General features: G+C 35.7%; 16 protein-coding genes. 6 read left to right on the forward strand and 10 right to left on the reverse strand.

Annotated features, from left to right (window positions below; genetic code table 11):
* Positions 1–66 precede the first annotated feature (66 nt).
* The gene (gene epmB / locus DNJ77_RS00995; protein WP_239986702.1) at positions 67–1,089 is read right to left on the reverse strand and encodes an EF-P beta-lysylation protein EpmB; all 1,023 of its coding nucleotides are present in this window, start codon (positions 1,087–1,089) and stop codon (positions 67–69) included.
* Positions 1,090–1,139: 50 nt separating this feature from the next.
* Between epmB and efp the strand changes: the two genes are divergently transcribed.
* Both efp and orn read left to right on the forward strand, forming a co-directional pair.
* Complete coding sequence (gene efp / locus DNJ77_RS01000; RefSeq protein ID WP_116963131.1) at positions 1,140–1,709, forward strand: elongation factor P; 570 nt, start codon at positions 1,140–1,142, stop codon at positions 1,707–1,709.
* A 2-nt stretch (positions 1,710–1,711) separates the two neighbouring features.
* Positions 1,712–2,281 (forward strand): oligoribonuclease, encoded by a 570-nt coding sequence (orn, locus tag DNJ77_RS01005; RefSeq protein WP_275667738.1) that lies wholly within the window; start codon positions 1,712–1,714, stop codon positions 2,279–2,281.
* Between the two features lie 71 nt (positions 2,282–2,352).
* Here orn and DNJ77_RS01010 read toward each other — a convergent pair whose 3' ends face one another.
* Positions 2,353–6,189, reverse strand: a complete 3,837-nt coding sequence (locus DNJ77_RS01010) for a hypothetical protein (RefSeq protein ID WP_157966530.1) — start codon at positions 6,187–6,189, stop codon at positions 2,353–2,355.
* A 637-nt stretch (positions 6,190–6,826) separates the two neighbouring features.
* Positions 6,827–7,000, reverse strand: coding sequence for a hypothetical protein (locus DNJ77_RS09890; protein ID WP_157966531.1), 174 nt, complete (start codon positions 6,998–7,000; stop codon positions 6,827–6,829).
* 234 nt (positions 7,001–7,234) lie between these two features.
* Here DNJ77_RS09890 and DNJ77_RS01015 point away from each other — a divergent pair, with 234 nt between their 5' ends.
* Positions 7,235–8,713 (forward strand): peptide MFS transporter, encoded by a 1,479-nt coding sequence (locus DNJ77_RS01015; RefSeq protein ID WP_192877919.1) that lies wholly within the window; start codon positions 7,235–7,237, stop codon positions 8,711–8,713.
* Positions 8,714–8,763: 50 nt separating this feature from the next.
* Here DNJ77_RS01015 and DNJ77_RS01020 read toward each other — a convergent pair whose 3' ends face one another.
* Positions 8,764–9,495, reverse strand: coding sequence for a tRNA threonylcarbamoyladenosine dehydratase (locus tag DNJ77_RS01020; RefSeq protein WP_116963134.1), 732 nt, complete (start codon positions 9,493–9,495; stop codon positions 8,764–8,766).
* 246 nt (positions 9,496–9,741) lie between these two features.
* On the opposite strand from DNJ77_RS01020, the gene argS reads away from it, so the two are divergent.
* Positions 9,742–11,487, forward strand: a complete 1,746-nt coding sequence (gene argS / locus DNJ77_RS01025; protein WP_192877920.1) for an arginine--tRNA ligase — start codon at positions 9,742–9,744, stop codon at positions 11,485–11,487.
* Positions 11,488–11,544: 57 nt separating this feature from the next.
* On the opposite strand, the gene DNJ77_RS01030 is transcribed toward argS, so the two are convergent.
* From DNJ77_RS01030 to DNJ77_RS01040, 3 genes are all read right to left on the reverse strand, one after another.
* Positions 11,545–12,300: a CDP-alcohol phosphatidyltransferase family protein gene (locus tag DNJ77_RS01030; protein WP_116963136.1), complete on the reverse strand. Its 756-nt coding sequence runs from the start codon at positions 12,298–12,300 to the stop codon at positions 11,545–11,547.
* An 87-nt stretch (positions 12,301–12,387) separates the two neighbouring features.
* Positions 12,388–12,753, reverse strand: coding sequence for a phosphomannose isomerase type II C-terminal cupin domain (locus tag DNJ77_RS01035; RefSeq protein WP_116963137.1), 366 nt, complete (start codon positions 12,751–12,753; stop codon positions 12,388–12,390).
* A 124-nt stretch (positions 12,754–12,877) separates the two neighbouring features.
* Positions 12,878–13,690 (reverse strand): sulfite exporter TauE/SafE family protein, encoded by an 813-nt coding sequence (locus DNJ77_RS01040; protein WP_116963138.1) that lies wholly within the window; start codon positions 13,688–13,690, stop codon positions 12,878–12,880.
* Positions 13,691–13,781: 91 nt separating this feature from the next.
* On the opposite strand from DNJ77_RS01040, the gene ppa reads away from it, so the two are divergent.
* Entirely contained in the window at positions 13,782–14,309 is a 528-nt protein-coding gene (gene ppa, locus DNJ77_RS01045) for an inorganic diphosphatase (RefSeq protein WP_116963139.1), read from the forward strand.
* Between the two features lie 386 nt (positions 14,310–14,695).
* Here ppa and DNJ77_RS01050 read toward each other — a convergent pair whose 3' ends face one another.
* The 3 genes from DNJ77_RS01050 to DNJ77_RS01060 all read right to left on the reverse strand — a co-directional run bounded on the left by DNJ77_RS01050 (position 14,696) and on the right by DNJ77_RS01060 (position 17,025).
* Positions 14,696–15,631, reverse strand: a complete 936-nt coding sequence (locus tag DNJ77_RS01050; RefSeq protein WP_157966532.1) for an NmrA family NAD(P)-binding protein — start codon at positions 15,629–15,631, stop codon at positions 14,696–14,698.
* A gap of 228 nt (positions 15,632–15,859) precedes the next feature.
* The gene (locus DNJ77_RS01055) at positions 15,860–16,450 is read right to left on the reverse strand and encodes a TetR/AcrR family transcriptional regulator (protein ID WP_116963141.1); all 591 of its coding nucleotides are present in this window, start codon (positions 16,448–16,450) and stop codon (positions 15,860–15,862) included.
* Positions 16,451–16,731: 281 nt separating this feature from the next.
* Entirely contained in the window at positions 16,732–17,025 is a 294-nt protein-coding gene (locus DNJ77_RS01060) for a helix-turn-helix domain-containing protein (RefSeq protein WP_116963142.1), read from the reverse strand.
* A 648-nt stretch (positions 17,026–17,673) separates the two neighbouring features.
* Between DNJ77_RS01060 and mdh the strand changes: the two genes are divergently transcribed.
* Positions 17,674–18,627 (forward strand): malate dehydrogenase, encoded by a 954-nt coding sequence (gene mdh / locus DNJ77_RS01065; protein WP_116963143.1) that lies wholly within the window; start codon positions 17,674–17,676, stop codon positions 18,625–18,627.
* Position 18,628: the final 1 nt, after the last annotated feature.

Genomic DNA, 18,628 nt, shown 5'->3' on the forward strand with positions numbered 1-18,628 from the left:
GCATAATTCATCCATTTTTTAGTTTTTTTAGTGTTACATATTATGAGCCGTAATGACATCTTATTATCAAAACTTTTCTGAACCTATCCATGTCTTTGACCTTTGATGTGCAATTTCACGTACCAACTTAGGAACTAAAAAACCTGAAGTAATTGATTTTAATTGTGCATGGATCTCTTTGGCTTTATTTTCTTCTATATCAAAATGTATAGCACCTTTAACCTTATCCAATAGATGCAAATAATATGGTATCACGCCAGCTTCAAAAAGCGCTTCTGAAAGTGCTTTTAGAGTTTCTGGATGATCATTTACACCTTTTAACAAGGTCGATTGATTTAATAACGTAAAACCAATCTGTTGTAATTTTTTAAGTCCAATAGTCACATCCTGTGCAATTTCATTAGGATGATTTGCATGAATGACCATGATTTTTTGTAAGCGCGTTTTATTGAATACTTTGACCAAACCTTCTGTTATACGATCAGGTAAAACAACAGGAATACGTGTATGAATGCGTAAGCGCTTGATATGAGAAATCTCCTCCAAATGCTGTATAAACCAATCTAAAGTTTCATCATTGTGCATAAGTGGATCGCCACCACTGAAGATAACTTCATCTAACTCAGAATGTGTTTTAAGATATTCAAATACATATTGCCAGCTTTCTTTGGCTTGTGTTTGTGCTTTGTAATCAAACTCTCGGCGAAAGCAATATCGACAGTGAATGGCACAAGCTGGATGTAGCATCAATAGTGCACGATTGTGATATTTATGTAAAAGACCTTTGATAGGATTAAATGCCATCTCATTTAAAGGATCCAAAACATAACCATCAGCAGTTTGAAGTTCTTCACTGATTGGTAATACTTGTCTTAACAAAGGGTCATTGATATTCCCCTTTTCCATTTTTTGAGCAAAACTCAGTGGTACGCGCATCGGGAAATGCTTGATAGATACAACAGAATATTCATCTGGATTAAGCTGTAAAAATTGTGCAAGCTCAAGCCAATTAGAAAAACCTTGTTGTAAGGATTTTTTCCAACTTCGTATTACATCAGTCTGTTGTGTGCTTTTGTTTTGGTGTATCATGATCAGCATTTTGCAATTAAAGTAGCGTTAATATACTAAAGAGGATAAAGATGGCAAGTTTTAGTACAAACGAATTTAAAAATGGTCTTAAACTTTTAATTGATGGCAACCCAATGGTTATTGTTGAAAATGAATTTGTGAAACCTGGAAAAGGTCAAGCATTTAATCGCGTTAAACTCCGTAACTTGAAAAACGGTCGCGTGATTGAAAAAACATTTAAATCTGGTGAAAGTGTTGATGCTGCTGATGTACAAGAAGTTTCTGCAAGCTATTCTTATTTTGATGGGGAATTCTACGTTTTTATGCACGATGAAACGTTTGAGCAATACAATATCAGTGAGGTTGCCTTAGCCGACAGTAAGAAATGGATCAAGGAACAAGATCAATGTTCTATTACCCTTTTCAATGGTGAGCCAATCAGCGTTACACCACCCAACTTTGTGCAATTGAGGATCACTGAAACTGACCCTGCCTTAAAGGGGGATACAGCTGGTAGTGGAGGGAAACCTGCAACACTAGAAACAGGTGCTGTGGTTCGTGTTCCGTTATTTGTACAAATTGATGAAATCATTAAAGTTGATACACGTACAGGTGAATACGTTTCTCGTGCCAAGGAGTAATTGTGACAACCGAAAACACTGAAACAAAGAGCAACCTTATTTGGCTTGATCTTGAAATGACAGGTCTTGAAATAGACAGCTGTTATATTCTTGAGATTGCTACCATTATCACTGACTCTAATCTCAATATCGTTGCAGAATCGCCAGCAATCGCTATTCATCAAAGCGATGAAGTTTTGCAAAATATGAATTCATGGTGTATTAAAACTCATCAGGCCTCAGGTTTAACTGAGCGTGTGCGCCACAGTAAAGTTTCAGTTACAGAGGCTGAGTGGCAGATTCTTGAATTTATTAAGCCACACGTACATAAGGGGCAATCACCTTTATGTGGCAATTCCATTTGGCAAGATCGCAGGTTTTTAGCCAAATACATGCCTACGTTAGAAGACTATTTTCATTATCGCTTACTCGACGTCAGTTCATTTAAAATTGCAGCATCTTTGTGGAGACCAGATCTCTTAAAGCAATTTAACAAACAAAGTGTACATCTTGCATTAGATGATATTAAGGAGTCGATTGAAGAAATGAAATTCTATCAGCAGCATTTTTTACAACTTCTCAGTACTCAATAAACTTTTTTTCTATTAGATTGATTTACAAAATTCGATGAAATAAGTGGTTCTCAACATCCATGTCACTATGATTAGCTTGACAGAAGGTGTAGTATTTTAGTTCGTGAGCCTGTTGTTGTAGGTATAAGATAAATATTGTATTCTCTGTTGGGAGAAAAGCTAACAACTTTCCAAATATAGTGGTTATCAGTGATTTCAGGCAACACGTCCTGAGTACACTCAAATGCATAATTTCCCCCGTTAGTTTGTGTTCTCTCCCAGCACGCCTGATACTCATTTCTACTCGCTTCTCCTTTGTTAAACAACAAACTAACAACATTTACATCCTTTGAATATAAGTCAGGAGGGGGAGCAGGTAGTGTTGTTATATCCTTTAAATCAATATGAAACTCGTGGATTTTATCACCTATAGTATTCTGTAGCATAACAGTAACGTTCATATCTTTCTTAACAGAGATTTCATATGGAATAGCTAACGCTATTACATCGGCATTATCCAGTGCTGTTACGGTAAATGATCCTATTTTATTTGTAGTCCAGTCTGGTGCTCTTACTGTAAGTGTCGCTTTATTTATTTCGCTTGACACCATGCTCCAGTCATCTGGGATATTCCAGGTATATCCATCCTCTTTCGGTTGACGGTTTGGCGAATTTGGCGGTGTAATATAGTTTGCATGCAACGTAATTTCCATATTCTCAATAACAGAATTAGTACTACTTTCTATATTGACCTCGCCTCCTAAGCTCGTATTAGCCTTCACCGTTACATTATGTATAGCTAAGTTATCCGTTGTAATACCAGCAGCATCCGTCACTTTAACGGTAAATAACCCCACTTCATTTAAATTCCAGTGCGGTGCTTTTACTGTAATAGTATTAGAAACATTAGCGGGTACAATTAATTGTTGGTTACTTGTATTCGCTATTAAGGTTAAGTTTGATGGTGCTACTACTCCCCAGTCAAGTGGAATCGTCCATGTGTAGCTCTCAGCCTTTCTATTAGGCGAATCATCCGGTAAATCATAGTTTGCAGTCAACTGAATTGTGTCATTCTCTGTAGCCTCATTTCCTCCACTAATCCTTGCCGTGCCTTGTAAGTTCGGATTAGCCTTCAGTGTTACCGCATGCTCAAATGCGAGCGTTGTAATGTCCGCATTATCTGTTGCTGTTACGGTAAATACAGCCTTAGGAATACTAGCCCATGCTGGAGCAATAACGGTAATCTGCTTTTGATTATCATCTGAACGTGTCTCATCAAATTCCCAATTGTCTGGAATAGTCCATTTATACGCCTTTACCTGACGTTGTGGCACATTAGAGTTGTCAAATATTGCTTTTAAAGCTATCTTCTCATTCTCAATTACTTCATCATTCGCTTGAACTGAAACTATTCCCTTTAAATCATCATTTTTCTCAACTTCAACTAAGATAATTGATGTTTGAACACTCTCACCTGAAGTTGCTTTAAGTGTTATTTGATGGGTATTGTTCCCTGTAGGATTATAATAAGGCGCTGTAAAAGTATATGTTGCATTCTCATCATCATAATAACCGCTTAAACCACTCCACTCATAATGAGGTATTTCTTTTAATAATCTTGACCTTGATAATGCTAAGGAAATTTTTCCTGTTTTATGCTCTGTAACCTCAATAGATTTAGGCACCTTGACAAAGAATAGATTATCTGTAATATTTTCTAAATTTTGAATTCCTAGCTTATCAACCAAATTTATTGTTTTTAACCTTAAATTATCAAGTGTGCTGTCAGCATCAAGCCAACGTCCTATATAATTCTCATTGTTGGCATTTTCCTGATGTTCTTCAAAACTGTAATACACTGCATCTTTGGAGCCAACAAAGCTACGAATATAGTTCGGAGTTGTTTGAAGATTTAATATATTGTTGTTTAGACGCGCCAAAGGAAAACCACTGTTTAGCCTCCCGCTTCCATATAAGGTTCCATTTTGACTTATTTCAAGTCTATTTACATAACCATTTCTTTTTAAGAAGTCCTGGTTAAATGGAATTGGAGTGGTAATTTTGTCGGTTTCATTTAATTTTTTTACTTCTTTATTTTCACCTTGATTTAAATCATAAAAATTAAGCTCAGTATTATTATCAATATAATATAGTCGTTCTGATGGAAGTATATTATACCTCCCTTGTTCTATGGCTTTTAGGTCAGTGTCGCCTTGACCACTATTTGCAAATTGAATGTCATATTGAATATTTGCTTCTTTAGTTACATCTTCTTTGCTGAAAGTGATTGAACATGAGCTTTTACTACTGATATTTTGGTTTAGGCAATCTTGACCCATTTCAATTTTAATATTTTCAGTACTTAACGTGAGTTTTTGATCTTCATTCGTATTATTATTATAAACGTCTAATGTGTAAAGGTTTTCACCTATTCTTACTGGTTCATATACAAATGCAGATCGATTGGATTTAATAGATTTAATAGCTACAGTGATATCTTCTAGTAAATTTGTATCGCCTTTTTTAATGGTTAAATTATGCCAGCCCGATTTTGTATCGCTATTTTCGTCAACTTTAAGGTAGCAAGAAGCGTTTGTATTTAAAATATTATTGGTTAGTGAAAGACAAGAAGGTGTGCTGTTGATTATTTGACCGTTATTAACTAAAGATAGTCCATCTAAAGAAAAGCTAGATAAATCGACTTGAGCCCAATTAAACTTTGAGTTATTGGTTATTACAATTATATTATCTTGAGCATAGTTGTCATCGTTTACAATGCTGTTAGATTGTATTTCGAGCGTGACAGGTGCTACCGTTATATGACTTGTTAACACGATTTCCTGTGGATGTTCTTTATTACTTTCATCTAGTAGTGTGATCTCAACGGTGCCTTTACCTTTAGCATTAGAATTGACATTAAATTTAAGCTCGTATATTTGTTCATTATTTAAATTATGATTTTGTGTAAAATCATTTTCATTACCCCAGTCAACTCCGCTTAATGTATTTTTGTTAAATTCAACTTTTGTGATCTTTAAATTTGGACGATAAGTAATTAACTTAACGGTGTTTTCCCCTGTATCTTGAATAAATAAGTTCTCAATTTCTGCTAAAGCTTGACGATCATCAATAAATTGAATAGTCAACTCTCCACCTATATTAGCTGCTGTAAGTAAGCCAGCTTGATTAGCTGCTCCTTTGTTACGTACAGCATTTATTTTTGCACTTATTTCATCATTTAAAACAACACTTGACTTGCCTTCAAGGTGAGCGATTTTACCGATAACTTCACCATTCAATAACAGATTAATATTGTTAATCGCATAATTAAAAGGATTGTACAAACTAACCTTTTTATCGCCAGAAATATAGATTTTATTATCCAACGCATCCAATGAATTCATCAATATTGGTTGAGACAAAAGATGTGAATGTTTATTTACAACATTAATAATGCGGTTATACGAAATTTTTTCTCCATTTGATAAGTCAATCACAATATTTATATTTTTTAAGCCTAAAGTATCAAACTTTGCCTTTAATGGAAGAATACAAAACTCTGTAAACGAATTAAATGATTGTGGGCTTGCATTTATACAACTATTAATTGGAGGAAGATTATCAAGGTCAATCTCAACATTTTTAGGAAAAATGTCAATAGCTTTAATTTGATACGTGCTTACGTGTTTACTACCTACTTTCAATGTACTTGAAAGGTTTGAGCTGCCGATAGATAAAGAGCCTAATGCCTCCTTATCCTTTGCAATATATTCTGGAAAAATAGTCCCTCCTTTATTATCTGATGCCACTATCCCAGATACTTTTTTATCATCGTTTGCAGTTGGGCTACCACCACAAGCAGTTAATATTCCTGCTAAACACAGTAAGGTAATTTTTTTCATTCCACTTTCTATTTTGTTTCTTTTCATTTCTTTTCCCCCGGTTTTTTGAATTGTTTGAATTATAGATATCGTCTCAACATAAAACAAGATAACCTTCAAAGTAATTTCCTCCCCCTTAGCAGAATCATTTTTGGGTATAGGATACGTTTGGCAGTAGAAATAAAGTTATTTCCATGGATTTAAAAAAAGAAAAAGGATTCCTATCATGGTTAAGCCATTATATAATGTTGTACAGAGTCAATTGCACATGCTTATACCTTTACCACTGATGGTGGTGACAGCGTGAACTTACCGGATAATAGCAATCCAATTTAAGTTTTAAGTCAGTTGGCAATTGAATTTGATTCTCAATCAAGAGTCAGTCGATAAACTCTATAATATTGCTGTGGATTTGGTAAGACAGGTACTAGAGAAAGGAATAGATATTGATCATAGCAGCAATATTGTAATAAGGAGTATTATATAAACAATCTATTGGCGCACGATTACTAGCACAAAGTATAGGTAATAGGTGTAAGAGATATATCTACAGGTGTTGTATTCATAAATTTATCGGTAATCTGTAAAGTAGCGGTTCTTTGTCCCATACTTTTCTTTTCTGGTCTTTGTAAATAATATTTGATGTTTTTTCTTATACTCATGTGACACAAACTGATCTAGTGTTTTATCTAACAACTCTTGTCGTGAATAACTTAAGAAAATTTTCAGCAGGTTTATTTGCTTCAACAACATGCTGTTTATCGTCAAAAACTAAAATGGCATCATAAAATAAGTCGATACATTCTTTGAAAATTGAATTTTTAAGAAAATCATGTGATAGTAATTTTGTATCATCCATTTTGTCTACTCCTTTTTTGACCAGCTTTGTATAAATTTTCGATTTAGTCACTTGTTTTAAGTATTAAGTATATAATTTGTTATAAAATCGCTAGAATCTCGCTACAGGGTACGATATAGCTTTGATTTTGCTTGTACTTACCTATTTTTTATTGATTAGAATATATTTTATCATATCCTTTTGCCAATATTTCGTTATGATAAGGGTTCAAGTTTATTTCATTAAAGGAACTTTATGATGAATCAAACAAAGGAGTCTCAGCCTAAATCGCTGTATTACACTATTGCGGTCAATGTGTGGGAGTATTTTAGTTATTACGGTATGCGTGCGTTATTGGTTTTGTATTTAACACAGAAGCTGTTATTTACCGATAACCATGCTTATGCACTATATGGCGCGTATACCGCACTTGTATATGTTACACCAATTGTAGGGGGTATGATCGCGGATCGGTATTTAGGTTATTATTGGGCGACTTTACTGGGGGCGGCAACGATGGTTGCAGGTCATTTGGTTTTGGGGCTAGATGGTAGTGGGCTTTATTTTGGTTTGGCACTTGTTATCTGTGGCTATGGCTTATTCAAAACAAATATATCTTGTTTATTAGGAGCCACTTACTCACGTGAACACTCAAAGCGTGACAGCGGATTTGCCTTAATGTATGTTGGTGGCAATGTTGGCGCTTTTGTTTCTCCTATTTTGTGCGCATGGGCAGCGCAAACATGGGGGTGGCATTATGGGTTTTTATTAGCTGCAATTGGTATGGCAATTGGGCTTGTTATTTTCATTAGTGGTCGTAAACATTTTAAAGCGGGCAATGATCCACAATGGCAATCGTTAAAAGAGAAGGGGTTAATTAATATTAAAGTGTTACCGTCTATTGTGATATTGATTGTATTAAGTGCTGTTTTTTTTAGCTTTGCGCTTTATTATTTGTTTGCGGGTTGGATCTTATTTTTATGTGTGGCAGGGAGTTTATATTTCTTATTCTTTTTGTTTTTGAAGCTTGATCGGAAAGATAAAAAAGCGCTATTTGCTATTTGCTTCTTTATGATTTTTGGTTTGATTTTCTGGGCATTTAATCAGCAAGGTGGTAGCTCGATTAGTTTGTTTGTTGAGCGTAATGTTATACGTGAATTTGATGGCTTTATAATTCCAGCAGCAGCTTTTCAATCGATTAACCCATTTGCGATTTTAATTGGTGGAGTCATTATGTCGCAAGTTTGGTATTGGTTATTAAAGGCAGGTGTGCACTTTAGGGCACTAGTTAAAATTACTTTTGGCTTATTGTTTCTCACCTTTGGTTTTTTTATGATTATGTTAGGTGCTAAAATTGCAGCAGCAAATGATGGACACGTTTCTATGCTGTGGGTAATGGTTGGTCTGATTATGATTGGTTTTGCTGAGCTTTTTGTAGATCCGGTGGCACTAGCTGAAATTACACGTCTTAATCCAGGGGGATCAGTTGGATTCTTAGCAGGACTTTATATGCTTATTACGGGATCGATTGCAAACTATTTGGCAGCCGAGATTGCAACACTTACGAGTGTCGATGCAGCTAAAACAGCAGGGGATTTCTTAATCACCAGCGCCACAAACTACTATAATGTATTTGACATGATTACTAAGGTCTCGGCAATTTCTTGTGTGGTATTGATTGTGATTTGTTTTATATTTTTTACCTTCAGAAAGTTTAAAACAGATGTGTCCTGATTCTTGTGTGATTTTGAATCTTTAATTGTCTTTCTTTTAGATATAATGAGTTATTTAGCCCCATCAACGATTTGCTTAATCACCATGCCTGCAATGGTAAGTCCAAATAAAGCAGGCATATAGCTAATGGTGCCATTAACAGCGCGATCACGTCCAGAGCCAATGACAGGTTCTGGTGGTAAAGGCGGCAAGGAGTTTTCAGTTGAATAAACCGCTAGAATTCCTTTTGTAACATGTTGACGACGTAAGCGAATGCGCATGAATTTTGCAAGTTTGCACACACGTGTTTTATAAATGTCATCAACTTTTATTTGAGTAGGATCAAGTTTGCCACCGGCACCCATACTCGAGATAACCTTATAGCCTTTTTTATGTGCAGTACTAACAAACGCAACTTTACAAGCAAGGCTATCAATTGCATCAATAACAAAGTCATAAGGTTTATTGAGAATATTATTCATATCCTCTGTACGAATAAAGTCTTCGACAATATTGACTTGGCAGCTAGGGTTAATATCCAAAATTCTATTTTTCATGACCAATGCTTTTTTAATACCAATAGTGGAATGAAGAGCAACGAGTTGACGATTAAGGTTGGATGTAGAAACGGTATCATGATCGATTAAAGTAATCTCCCCAACGCCACTGCGCACAAGTGCTTCAGCAGCAAAAGAGCCAACACCACCAATGCCTGCTAAAAGAACATGTGCATTTTTAAGTTTATCAATACCTGTATTATTAACTAAGATAGAAGTGCGCTCAAATAGACCTGTGTGTTGCATAAAATAAAATGGAAACTTAATTTTTTGTGTAGTATGTCATATTTTGTAAATAGATTCATTATTCTTGTTTATGAGATTTTTATACACGGTGATCTTTTATCAAAAGCTATATACCTATCACAAAATTTAAAGTCATAAACGCTATAAAATGGGTTGTTATGAGTATATAATCCAAACCTCATAAAGTATATGGTAAATGAGTTTCTAAAAATGACTGTTGTGCAAAGTGAGTTACCTGTAGATGTATTGATACTTGAAGACTATTTAACTACTCTTTTTTCTCAGGCATTTGAGAAGTTAAGCTTAGAACCAAAACTAGCTAAGGTCCAAATGTCAGCACGCCCTGAATTGGGTCAGTTTCAATGTAATGGTGCAATGCCTTTGGCAAAGCAACTAAAAAAATCACCTATCCAAATTGCCAATGATATTATTAATCAGGTTAAAGACAACCTCATCTTCAAGGATGTTACTGGAGTTATGCCAGGATTTATCAATATTACTTTAAATGACAATTTTTTGGCAGATTGGATGAATCAAATGTTAGCTAACTCACGTTTAGGTTGTCCTAAAACAGAAACTCCACAAAAAGTAATGATGGATTTTGGTGGTCCTAACGTTGCTAAGCCACTGCACATAGGACATATTCGTTCACCATTAATTGGCGATTGTTTACAACGTGTTTATCGCTTTTATGGAGATGAAGTGTTAAGTGATGTGCACCTAGGTGATTGGGGGACACAGATGGGGATGCTGATTGAAGAAATTCGTAAAATGTATCCTGATTTGCCTTACTTTGATGAAAACTTTACAGGTACGTATCCTATAGAACCCCCTGTTACTGTAGATGAGTTATCTGAAATTTATCCACGTTCTTCAGTTCGTTGTAAAGAAAATGAAAACGAGATGGAAAAGGCGCGCCTTGCTACAGCAGAGCTCCAAAAAGGCAGACGTGGCTATCGTGCACTATGGCAGCATTTTGTTAATGTATCTATTGCAGAGCTTAAAAAAGACTATGCGGATTTAGATATTTATTTTGATCTTTGGAAAGGTGAAAGTGATGTGCAGGCACTTATCGATGATATGGTGAAAAATTGCTTGGATAACGGCGTTGCTAAAGAGAGTCAAGGTGCAATTATTATTCCAGTTGCTGAAGACGATAAAACTCCACCTTTGATTTTAGTTAAATCTGATGGTGCAGTTATGTATGGTACAACCGATTTAGCAACGATTTTAGAGCGTGTCCAAGACTATCAAGCACAAAAAATCATTTACGTGGTGGACAAGCGTCAGAGCCTGCATTTTAAACAAGTCTTTACTGCGGCTAAAAAAGCTGGTATTGCGCCAAATACAGAGCTTATTCACATTGGTTTTGGTACCTTAAATGGCAAAGACGGAAAACCGTTTAAAACCCGTTCAGGAGGAGTAATGCGTTTAAGCACATTAATTGACGAAGCAAAAACACGGGCTAGTTTACGTGAGCAAGAAGGGCTAAGTAGAAATGAAAAAGAGGATATTATTAATAAAGTAGCATTAGCAACGGTAAAGTTTGCTGATCTTTCTAATGTTTACACCTCTGACTACATTTTTGATTTAGACAAATTTTCGCAGTATGAAGGTAAAACAGGACCTTATTTATTGTATTCTGCCGTACGAATTAAATCGATCTTGAGAAAGTTAAACTACTCAGTTAGTGGTACATTACAATATAAAATAAGTAAAGCTACAAATGACGCTGAGCGTAATCTGCAACTTACTTTAACGCAATTACCATTAGCATTACAAAGAACCTATGATAAATGTGAGCCACATCATTTGTGTGAATATGCTTATCAAGTGGCTGTACAGTTTAATAAGTTTTATTCAGAGTCTCCGATTGCAACTGAAGAAAATGAGACGACTCAAAAATCAAGAATTGCACTTTGTCAATTAACACTCAAACAATTGATTTTAGTATTAGAGTTACTTGGTATTGAAATTCCTGAGAGAATGTAGGAATCAATCGCAAAATCATTCTCTTATTAATGCGTAACTCTTACTTGACTAGTCGTACTAGTGCAAGGGGGTTAACGTTCGATAAATGCTGAAAATAAAATACACAAGAATATAACTTACAATCGTCCACGTTAAGAAAGCATGGGATACAGGCCACAAAAAAGCTGAGGCAATGGTGGCGCCCCCCCAAATCAAGGTATAAATAAACATAAGCGTAATAATGAACTTATGTCGACTTAAATAGTTCATTCGAGATGGATAAATATACTTAATTGGAATAAAGGTTAGAATGGTTAAGGCTATGATGATAATAAAGTTAGTTGTCACAGAAAATTGAAAGTAAATCAAATAATAAATAGCAAGGTTCCAATAACTTGGAAAGCCTTTAAAAAAATGATCTTTAGTTTTGGCATCTAATTGACAAAATTGGTAGCATGAAGCAAGTATGATCAAGGTTAACGAAATAATTTTTAGGTTATCAGGGATGACATCAGTAATAAACACCCAAACCGATGGGATAACTGCATAATTAGTAAAATCAATAATGTTATCCATGAGGCTACCATCAAGTGGAGCAAGTTTCTTAATATCTATTTGTCGAGCTAATGTCCCATCTACAGCATCAACGATGATAGCAATGACGACATAAGCAAAGGAAAGTTTTAAATGAAAAATGAAGTCTGTATGATTGTGTGCAAGTTTAGCAGCATAGGCTTCTGCAGAAGCGGTTAAAGCTAAAACGGAAAAAACAGCACCACTGGCCGTAAATAAATGAACAAGCCAACCGTAAAGACGCTGAAAAGAAGTAAGCATTGAATAATACCACATACCTTCAATAATTATAAACTTGGCATAGGTTAGCAAAAAAAACTAAAGAGAGAAAGTGCAATAGATGGGCTTTTAGTTGCGGTTATAAATATCATCTAGACGGATGATATCATCTTCGCCTAAATAACTTCCTATTTGGACTTCAATAATGGCGATAGTTTCATCGGTTTTATTATGCAGTCTATGCACGGCTTGTGTAGGAATATAAACGTGTGTATTAACTTGATAATCTTTTGTTGAATTATCAATAGTGATCGTTGCCGTACCTTGAATAACAATCCAGTGTTCAGCACGTTTAGAGTGCTTTTGTAGCGATAAGCAACCACCTGGATTAACCGTAATTAATTTTGCCTGAAAGCCGTTACCTTGCTCTATGGTTTTATAGCTACCCCAAGGTCTATAGTAGGTTTGTCCTGTTTTATTTAGATTTATGCTCATTAATGAAAATACTCTTTTATCTAACCTGTTTATTTAGAGATTGAAATTATAGCGCTAAGCTCCTGTGTTTTATAGAGTTTATAACTCAAAGTTTTTTTAATAGTGAGATTAGATGCTGTTGATTTTACAACAGCGCTATCCATAGCATTTTAATAGATACAATTAGAAGTATTGCAAGAAAAGTGATTTTAAGCGTTTTAGAGGATGTTTTACTTGAAAACTTTGCGCCAAGTTTTGAGAAAATCATACTTGTAGGGGCAACACATATAATCGCGGGTAAATATAAGTAACCCAGACTCCAGGGAGTATCTAAATTTTCGGTATAGCCCGTAACGATAAAACTAACACTGCCTATAATTGCAATAACCAATGTAAATAAGCTAGAAGTGCCAATTGCTATGCGTATTGAGTAACCAAGAGAGTGAATATAAGGAATAGTAACAATACCTCCACCTATGCCAAAAAATCCTGATTTAATACCTACCAAACTACCCCAAAATGCACTTTTGAGCTTACCGTTACGCTTTGGTGTTTCATTAACTTTATGGGATTGCAAAAGCATCTGAAAGAACATAAATAGCATTAAGCACGCAAATAAAATACTGAGGGTTTTAGGGTTAAGAAATCGTGCGATGATTGCCCCTAATACATTCATACTAATAATCCAAGGAACAAGCATTTTCACAATAGTTAGATTTACTTCTCGTACACGTAATTTGTGGGGTATGGACGAAAACGTAGTAAATATCATAATTCCAAGCGATGTGCCTGCCGCAAATTGCATGTATGAGTCTGCCGTTTGTGGTAATTGGTGAAAAACAAATGCCAATACCGGTACGATAATAATGCCACCACCAATACCAAGAAGACCTGCCAAAAATCCTGTTAAACAACCAGATAATATAAGAAGTAAAAAAAGATAAAGCATGATATTCATATAATCAGTTAAATGGGTTGAATAATTATAATGAATGAAAGAAAATAACCCAGTTAATTATGTTTAAATCAAGTCTAAAAAAGGAAATACTATGCTTGCAAATATAAAAGTTGGCAAAGACGCACCAAACGACATCAACGTTGTGATTGAAATTCCTGCTTATAACGAGCCAGTAAAATATGAGTTTGACAAAGATGCAAATATGCTGATTGTAGATCGTTTTATGTCAACGACTATGCAATATCCTTGTAATTATGGTTTTGTCCCAAATACTCTATCTGAAGATGGTGATCCTGTAGATGTACTTGTTGTAGCACCTGTGGCACTAAGACCAGGTGTCATTATTAATTGTCGTCCTGTTGGAGTATTAAAAATGGCAGATGAATCAGGTGTTGATGCTAAAATCATTGCTGTTCCCAGCAGCAAGCTTACTAAGATTTATGATGATGTAAGAGAAGTAACGGATTTATCCAAGCTATTATTGGATCAAATTAAGCACTTTTTTGAGCATTATAAAGACCTAGAGCCTAACAAATGGGTAAAAGTCGATGGCTTTGAAGGTGTTGATTCTGCAAAGGCAGATATTAAAGCTAGTATTAAACGTTATAAAAAAGATTAGCTAGTTGCTATGATCAATATTTACACCGTCTTCTGTTATAAGTTCTCATGCCTATAGTTCAGTTAATACAATAGATAGAATCATAAAGCCTGCATGATAGTTTCTTTTTAGTATCAACGACCACAATTGGCAATTTGGAAAATACACCATTGACATCCCCCTCCTTTAGGAAGAGAGGATAGGATGTCAAATACGTTTATGCAGCTTTCAGAGGCAACTAAATAGAATATTCTCAACCGATGTTTCTTTCTTCTATTAACCCTTAGGTCGAGGATAGCTTCAAGGTGTTGAAAAATTAATGAAGTTAGCAGAGGTTTTGTCATTGGCTTACTCTATTCACATGGATTTTCACACAGGATAAATAAATCAATAACTTTTAAATGTGATTACCTTGACTCATTGGTCTGCTTTTCAATGTTCACATACTTCTGTATATACTCGCGCATTGTAGTAGGTTTTATTGATGGGTAGCGATCATTCATCAGTAAATCGAGCTTAGCTTCACCATTTAAAAGGGAGCGATAATACATCAGCGGTAAGAAGGAGAGAAAATTTTGCTGACCTCCTTTTAGCAATTCCTCAATACGTAAGTCCAAGTCTGCCATTGACCCCAGTTGTACAATTTTTAGCTTGTCGCCTGATGCTTCTTCATACAACTTGACAATTTCATGGAAATTAAGAACATTGCCTGCTACCTTGAAGGCGCGTGGTACAGGGCGCTCATCAATAGCAACCTCCGCCGTGTACTGTGCCGCATCGACATAGGTCGTCCAATCCATATTTTGCTTACCATCGCCCCAAACATAAGCCACGCTTTCTTTCACGTCGATGAGGCGAAGGAAATCAAACATTATGCCGCTATCTAGAAACCCACCATTCAATATATGTACTACCTCTATATTACCACGTTCCTTATCCGCTATGTCTGAGAATGTAAGACGCCAATCTGAAGTAATAATATGACCAGGTGTAACCTTGAAAAGATTCAGTGAAAAATCCGATGGAATAAAACGCTTGACTCCTGCTTTCCGCGCGGCAATCAGTAATTGTTTTTGACCATCGATAATAATGTCTGGTCCACCCTGAACTGCGGAAATGACGGTCATTGCTCCTTGGCAAAGAGAAGCCAGCGCATCCTCATTACCCACTCCAATTTCACCTTCAATTATCTGTGCGCCACGTTCTTCAAGCGCTTTTACTTTCTGGCGACTGTCTGGACGTACAAGTAGACGAAGTTGCACATTGGGATTACCAAGCAATGACTCTGCAATGAGTTTTCCAACATGGCCTGTTCCACCAACTAATGCAATGACTTTTTTCATGAGTTTTCTCCAATTATTTGAGCTAAAAATATGTAGAGAATATATATGTGTTGTGGACTGAACGTATTTAATTCCTTCCATTTATAATATATATTATTCTCCACCCTTTCTTTTACTTTCTTTCTAGAAAGAAAGTAAAATTTAACAAACTATTTATTAATTGTCAAATCACAATTTTGTCTTATGTAAAAATGGTGTACGTTTATCTGTACTAAGGTCAAATATTTCTCATTTCCTAATACCATTCCATAGAAGAGCAATAAAAAGCTCGATATATTCGTCATTGATATCATTCGATTTTTCTGTATCACAAAAATATTTTGTAAAGGCTCGATTATGCAATGCGCCAAGAATAGTTATTGATAGTGTATCAATATCGCATTCAGTTATAAGACCGCGGATTTGAGCGCGTTTTAGCCAGCTAGCTAGCGTGCGAAATGCCTTTATTGGCTGAGATTCTCCTTTTTGCCGTGCAAAAATTTTTTTTGTTGAAATACCAGCTGATTCCAATACGGAAAAACCCCTTACCATATCCTGAAAGTAGTGTGATATAACCTTGCAATGTTCAACGAGTTGCTCTTGAATCGGACGCTCATCCGGTCCAGTTTCAAGTATATCAAGCCACGATATATTTTCTTCTGGTCCAAGGGCGGCTATCATCAGTGCTTCTTTCGAACCAAATCGATTAAAGATAGTGGTGTGGCTAATGCCAAGTTTATCCGCGATATTCATGGCTGGTATGTTTGCACCGCATTCTAGAAAGCAACGCCTAGCTGTGGTAATAATCTGTTCATTCGTAACTTTTATTGGTCTTGACATAAATAACTCTTTAACTATTAATTGACAACCCCTAGTTTGAAAGTTTCGGGACAATTTCAAAGTTGTTTTTAACGCATTCGTATAAGAAATTCAAAACGTTTAAAGATAACCCGATAATATAGACTCATCCAGTACGCCTGGCTTCTTCACGCATAAATAAAGGCTGCCAATTGTTTTTTTGTCAATCCACAGTCTTCATTAACCGCTTTGAGCTCTAATTGATTCAAACGCTTTTTCAGCAACCAGATACAGCGCCCCTTTTCCAGCAATACAAATACCCCTTACTTTTTGAGCTCATTACTGACTCTTCGCTGACCATAGGTGAGATAATCTATCGCATAAGCAACCACCGCTTTCTCAACGGACTCTTCTACCTGTTTTTTGATGTTGGGCTGACGTCTATTTTTATCCAATAGCGCCTCAACATGACCTTCTGCGACGGTGGATTGATAATGATAAAATGTATCTCTAGACAACCTCATTACCTTACATGCCTCGGAGAGATTTCCAATCTCCTCTTTTAAGTTTAATAACCCTAACTTATTTTTTATAACACGTTGATTTATAGTATTCATGTGAAGTTGCCTCTTGTTTTTTATATTTGTTTTAACGTTTGAGATCTAAATGGGTAACCTTCTCTTTATATAAGAGTTTTGTCAGATCTTATTATGACTGATACACAATTGTCTACATTAGTTTATATGTTACAACAAAAGCAATAGCTAAGGCTGCCAAAAAATTAAACAACGAGACATTAAATGTATTAATCTATTATCTATTTGGCGCAATCATAGGGGCTATGGCGCAGTTTGAACAATGCAGGATAGAAAACTCAGGAGATCTTCGTGCTGTAGAATTGTATGGGGAGAGCTTTGCTGTATTTATGTTAAACCATATCAATTAAAAAGTCCTCTTTGAGAAATAATCGTGTAAGCTGAGAATTTTGTTTTTTTCTAAAAACTCTGAAAGCTAAGATGCCAGATGCATGACTGTGATGATATTTTTTAATAGTTTAAATGTTAGCTTTCTAAAAATTAAGAAGGATAATTTATGAATATCTGGATAAAAGTCCTTGCCTCAATTAACGTGTCGAGTCCAGCTATGGCATTAACTCCTATAAGTAAAACTTTTTTATTCTGCTTCAACTTCATTTGACAATTAAGACAAGCAAAGTATAGTTACTTGGATTATTTCAACCGAATGAATTGAACTGGAGAAAATCTATGGCACGCAAGAAAATTGCATTAATTGGTGCAGGGAATATTGGTGGAACCTTAGCGCATTTGGCTTTAATTAAAAACTTAGGGGATGTGGTGTTATTTGACATCGCAGAAGGAGTACCACAAGGTAAAGCACTAGATTTGGCTCAAACTTGTCCTGTAGAAGGTATTGATGCAACTATCATTGGTACAAATAATTATGTCGACATTAAAGGTGCAGATGTTGTAATTGTAACGGCAGGTGTACCCAGAAAACCTGGTATGAGTCGTGATGATTTATTAGGTATTAATGCTAAAGTGATGAAAGCAGTAGGTGAAGGAATTAAAAACAATTGTCCTCAAGCATTTGTTATTTGCATTACTAACCCATTGGATATCATGGTCCGTATGCTGCAACATTATTCAGGTATTGCTGATCATAAAATTGTAGGCATGGCAGGGGTCTTAGATTCTGCTCGTTTTAGAACATTCTTAGCTTGGGAGTTTAATGTGTCTTTGCATCAAGTACAAGCTTACGTTATGGGTGGACATGGTGATACGATGGTGCCATTGACAGGCATGAGTAATATTGCAGGTGTGAGTTTAGAAAAATTAGTTCAAGAAGGCAAAATTACAGCCAAACGCTTAGAAGAAATTGTTGATCGTACACGTAAAGGCGGTGGTGAAATCGTGGGATTATTAAAAACAGGTTCTGCCTATTATGCTCCTGCAGCTTCTGGCATTCAAATGGCGGAGAGCTACTTACACGATAAAGGCATGATTTTGCCATGTGCGACAAAATTGAAAAAAGGCATGTACGGTTTAGATGAAGAGCTATTTGTTGGCGTACCAACTAAGATTACAGCTAAAGGTGTTCAAGCGTTAGAAGTGGAAATTACTACTAAGGAAAGAGCACAGCTACAACTCTCTATTGATGCGGTCAAAGAGCTAAATGGCGCTGCTGATAAATTAATGTAAG

This window comes from Fastidiosibacter lacustris, assembly GCF_003428155.1.
Classification (GTDB): domain Bacteria; phylum Pseudomonadota; class Gammaproteobacteria; order Francisellales; family Francisellaceae; genus Caedibacter; species Caedibacter lacustris.

What these genes read in the sequence shown, in the direction of transcription:
- epmB (WP_239986702.1), bottom strand. Translation starts at nt 1,089, where the DNA reads ATGATACACCAAAACAAAAGCACACAACAGACTGATGTAATACGAAGT.
- DNJ77_RS09890 (WP_157966531.1), bottom strand. Translation starts at nt 7,000, where the DNA reads ATGGATGATACAAAATTACTATCACATGATTTTCTTAAAAATTCAATT.
- DNJ77_RS01055 (WP_116963141.1), bottom strand. Translation starts at nt 16,450, where the DNA reads ATGTCAAGACCAATAAAAGTTACGAATGAACAGATTATTACCACAGCT.
- efp (WP_116963131.1), top strand. Translation starts at nt 1,140, where the DNA reads ATGGCAAGTTTTAGTACAAACGAATTTAAAAATGGTCTTAAACTTTTA.
- ppa (WP_116963139.1), top strand. Translation starts at nt 13,782, where the DNA reads ATGCTTGCAAATATAAAAGTTGGCAAAGACGCACCAAACGACATCAAC.
- DNJ77_RS01040 (WP_116963138.1), bottom strand. Translation starts at nt 13,690, where the DNA reads ATGAATATCATGCTTTATCTTTTTTTACTTCTTATATTATCTGGTTGT.
- DNJ77_RS01035 (WP_116963137.1), bottom strand. Translation starts at nt 12,753, where the DNA reads ATGAGCATAAATCTAAATAAAACAGGACAAACCTACTATAGACCTTGG.
- DNJ77_RS01060 (WP_116963142.1), bottom strand. Translation starts at nt 17,025, where the DNA reads ATGAATACTATAAATCAACGTGTTATAAAAAATAAGTTAGGGTTATTA.
- DNJ77_RS01050 (WP_157966532.1), bottom strand. Translation starts at nt 15,631, where the DNA reads ATGAAAAAAGTCATTGCATTAGTTGGTGGAACAGGCCATGTTGGAAAA.
- DNJ77_RS01020 (WP_116963134.1), bottom strand. Translation starts at nt 9,495, where the DNA reads ATGCAACACACAGGTCTATTTGAGCGCACTTCTATCTTAGTTAATAAT.
- mdh (WP_116963143.1), top strand. Translation starts at nt 17,674, where the DNA reads ATGGCACGCAAGAAAATTGCATTAATTGGTGCAGGGAATATTGGTGGA.
- DNJ77_RS01030 (WP_116963136.1), bottom strand. Translation starts at nt 12,300, where the DNA reads ATGCTTACTTCTTTTCAGCGTCTTTACGGTTGGCTTGTTCATTTATTT.
- DNJ77_RS01010 (WP_157966530.1), bottom strand. Translation starts at nt 6,189, where the DNA reads ATGAAAAGAAACAAAATAGAAAGTGGAATGAAAAAAATTACCTTACTG.
- DNJ77_RS01015 (WP_192877919.1), top strand. Translation starts at nt 7,235, where the DNA reads ATGATGAATCAAACAAAGGAGTCTCAGCCTAAATCGCTGTATTACACT.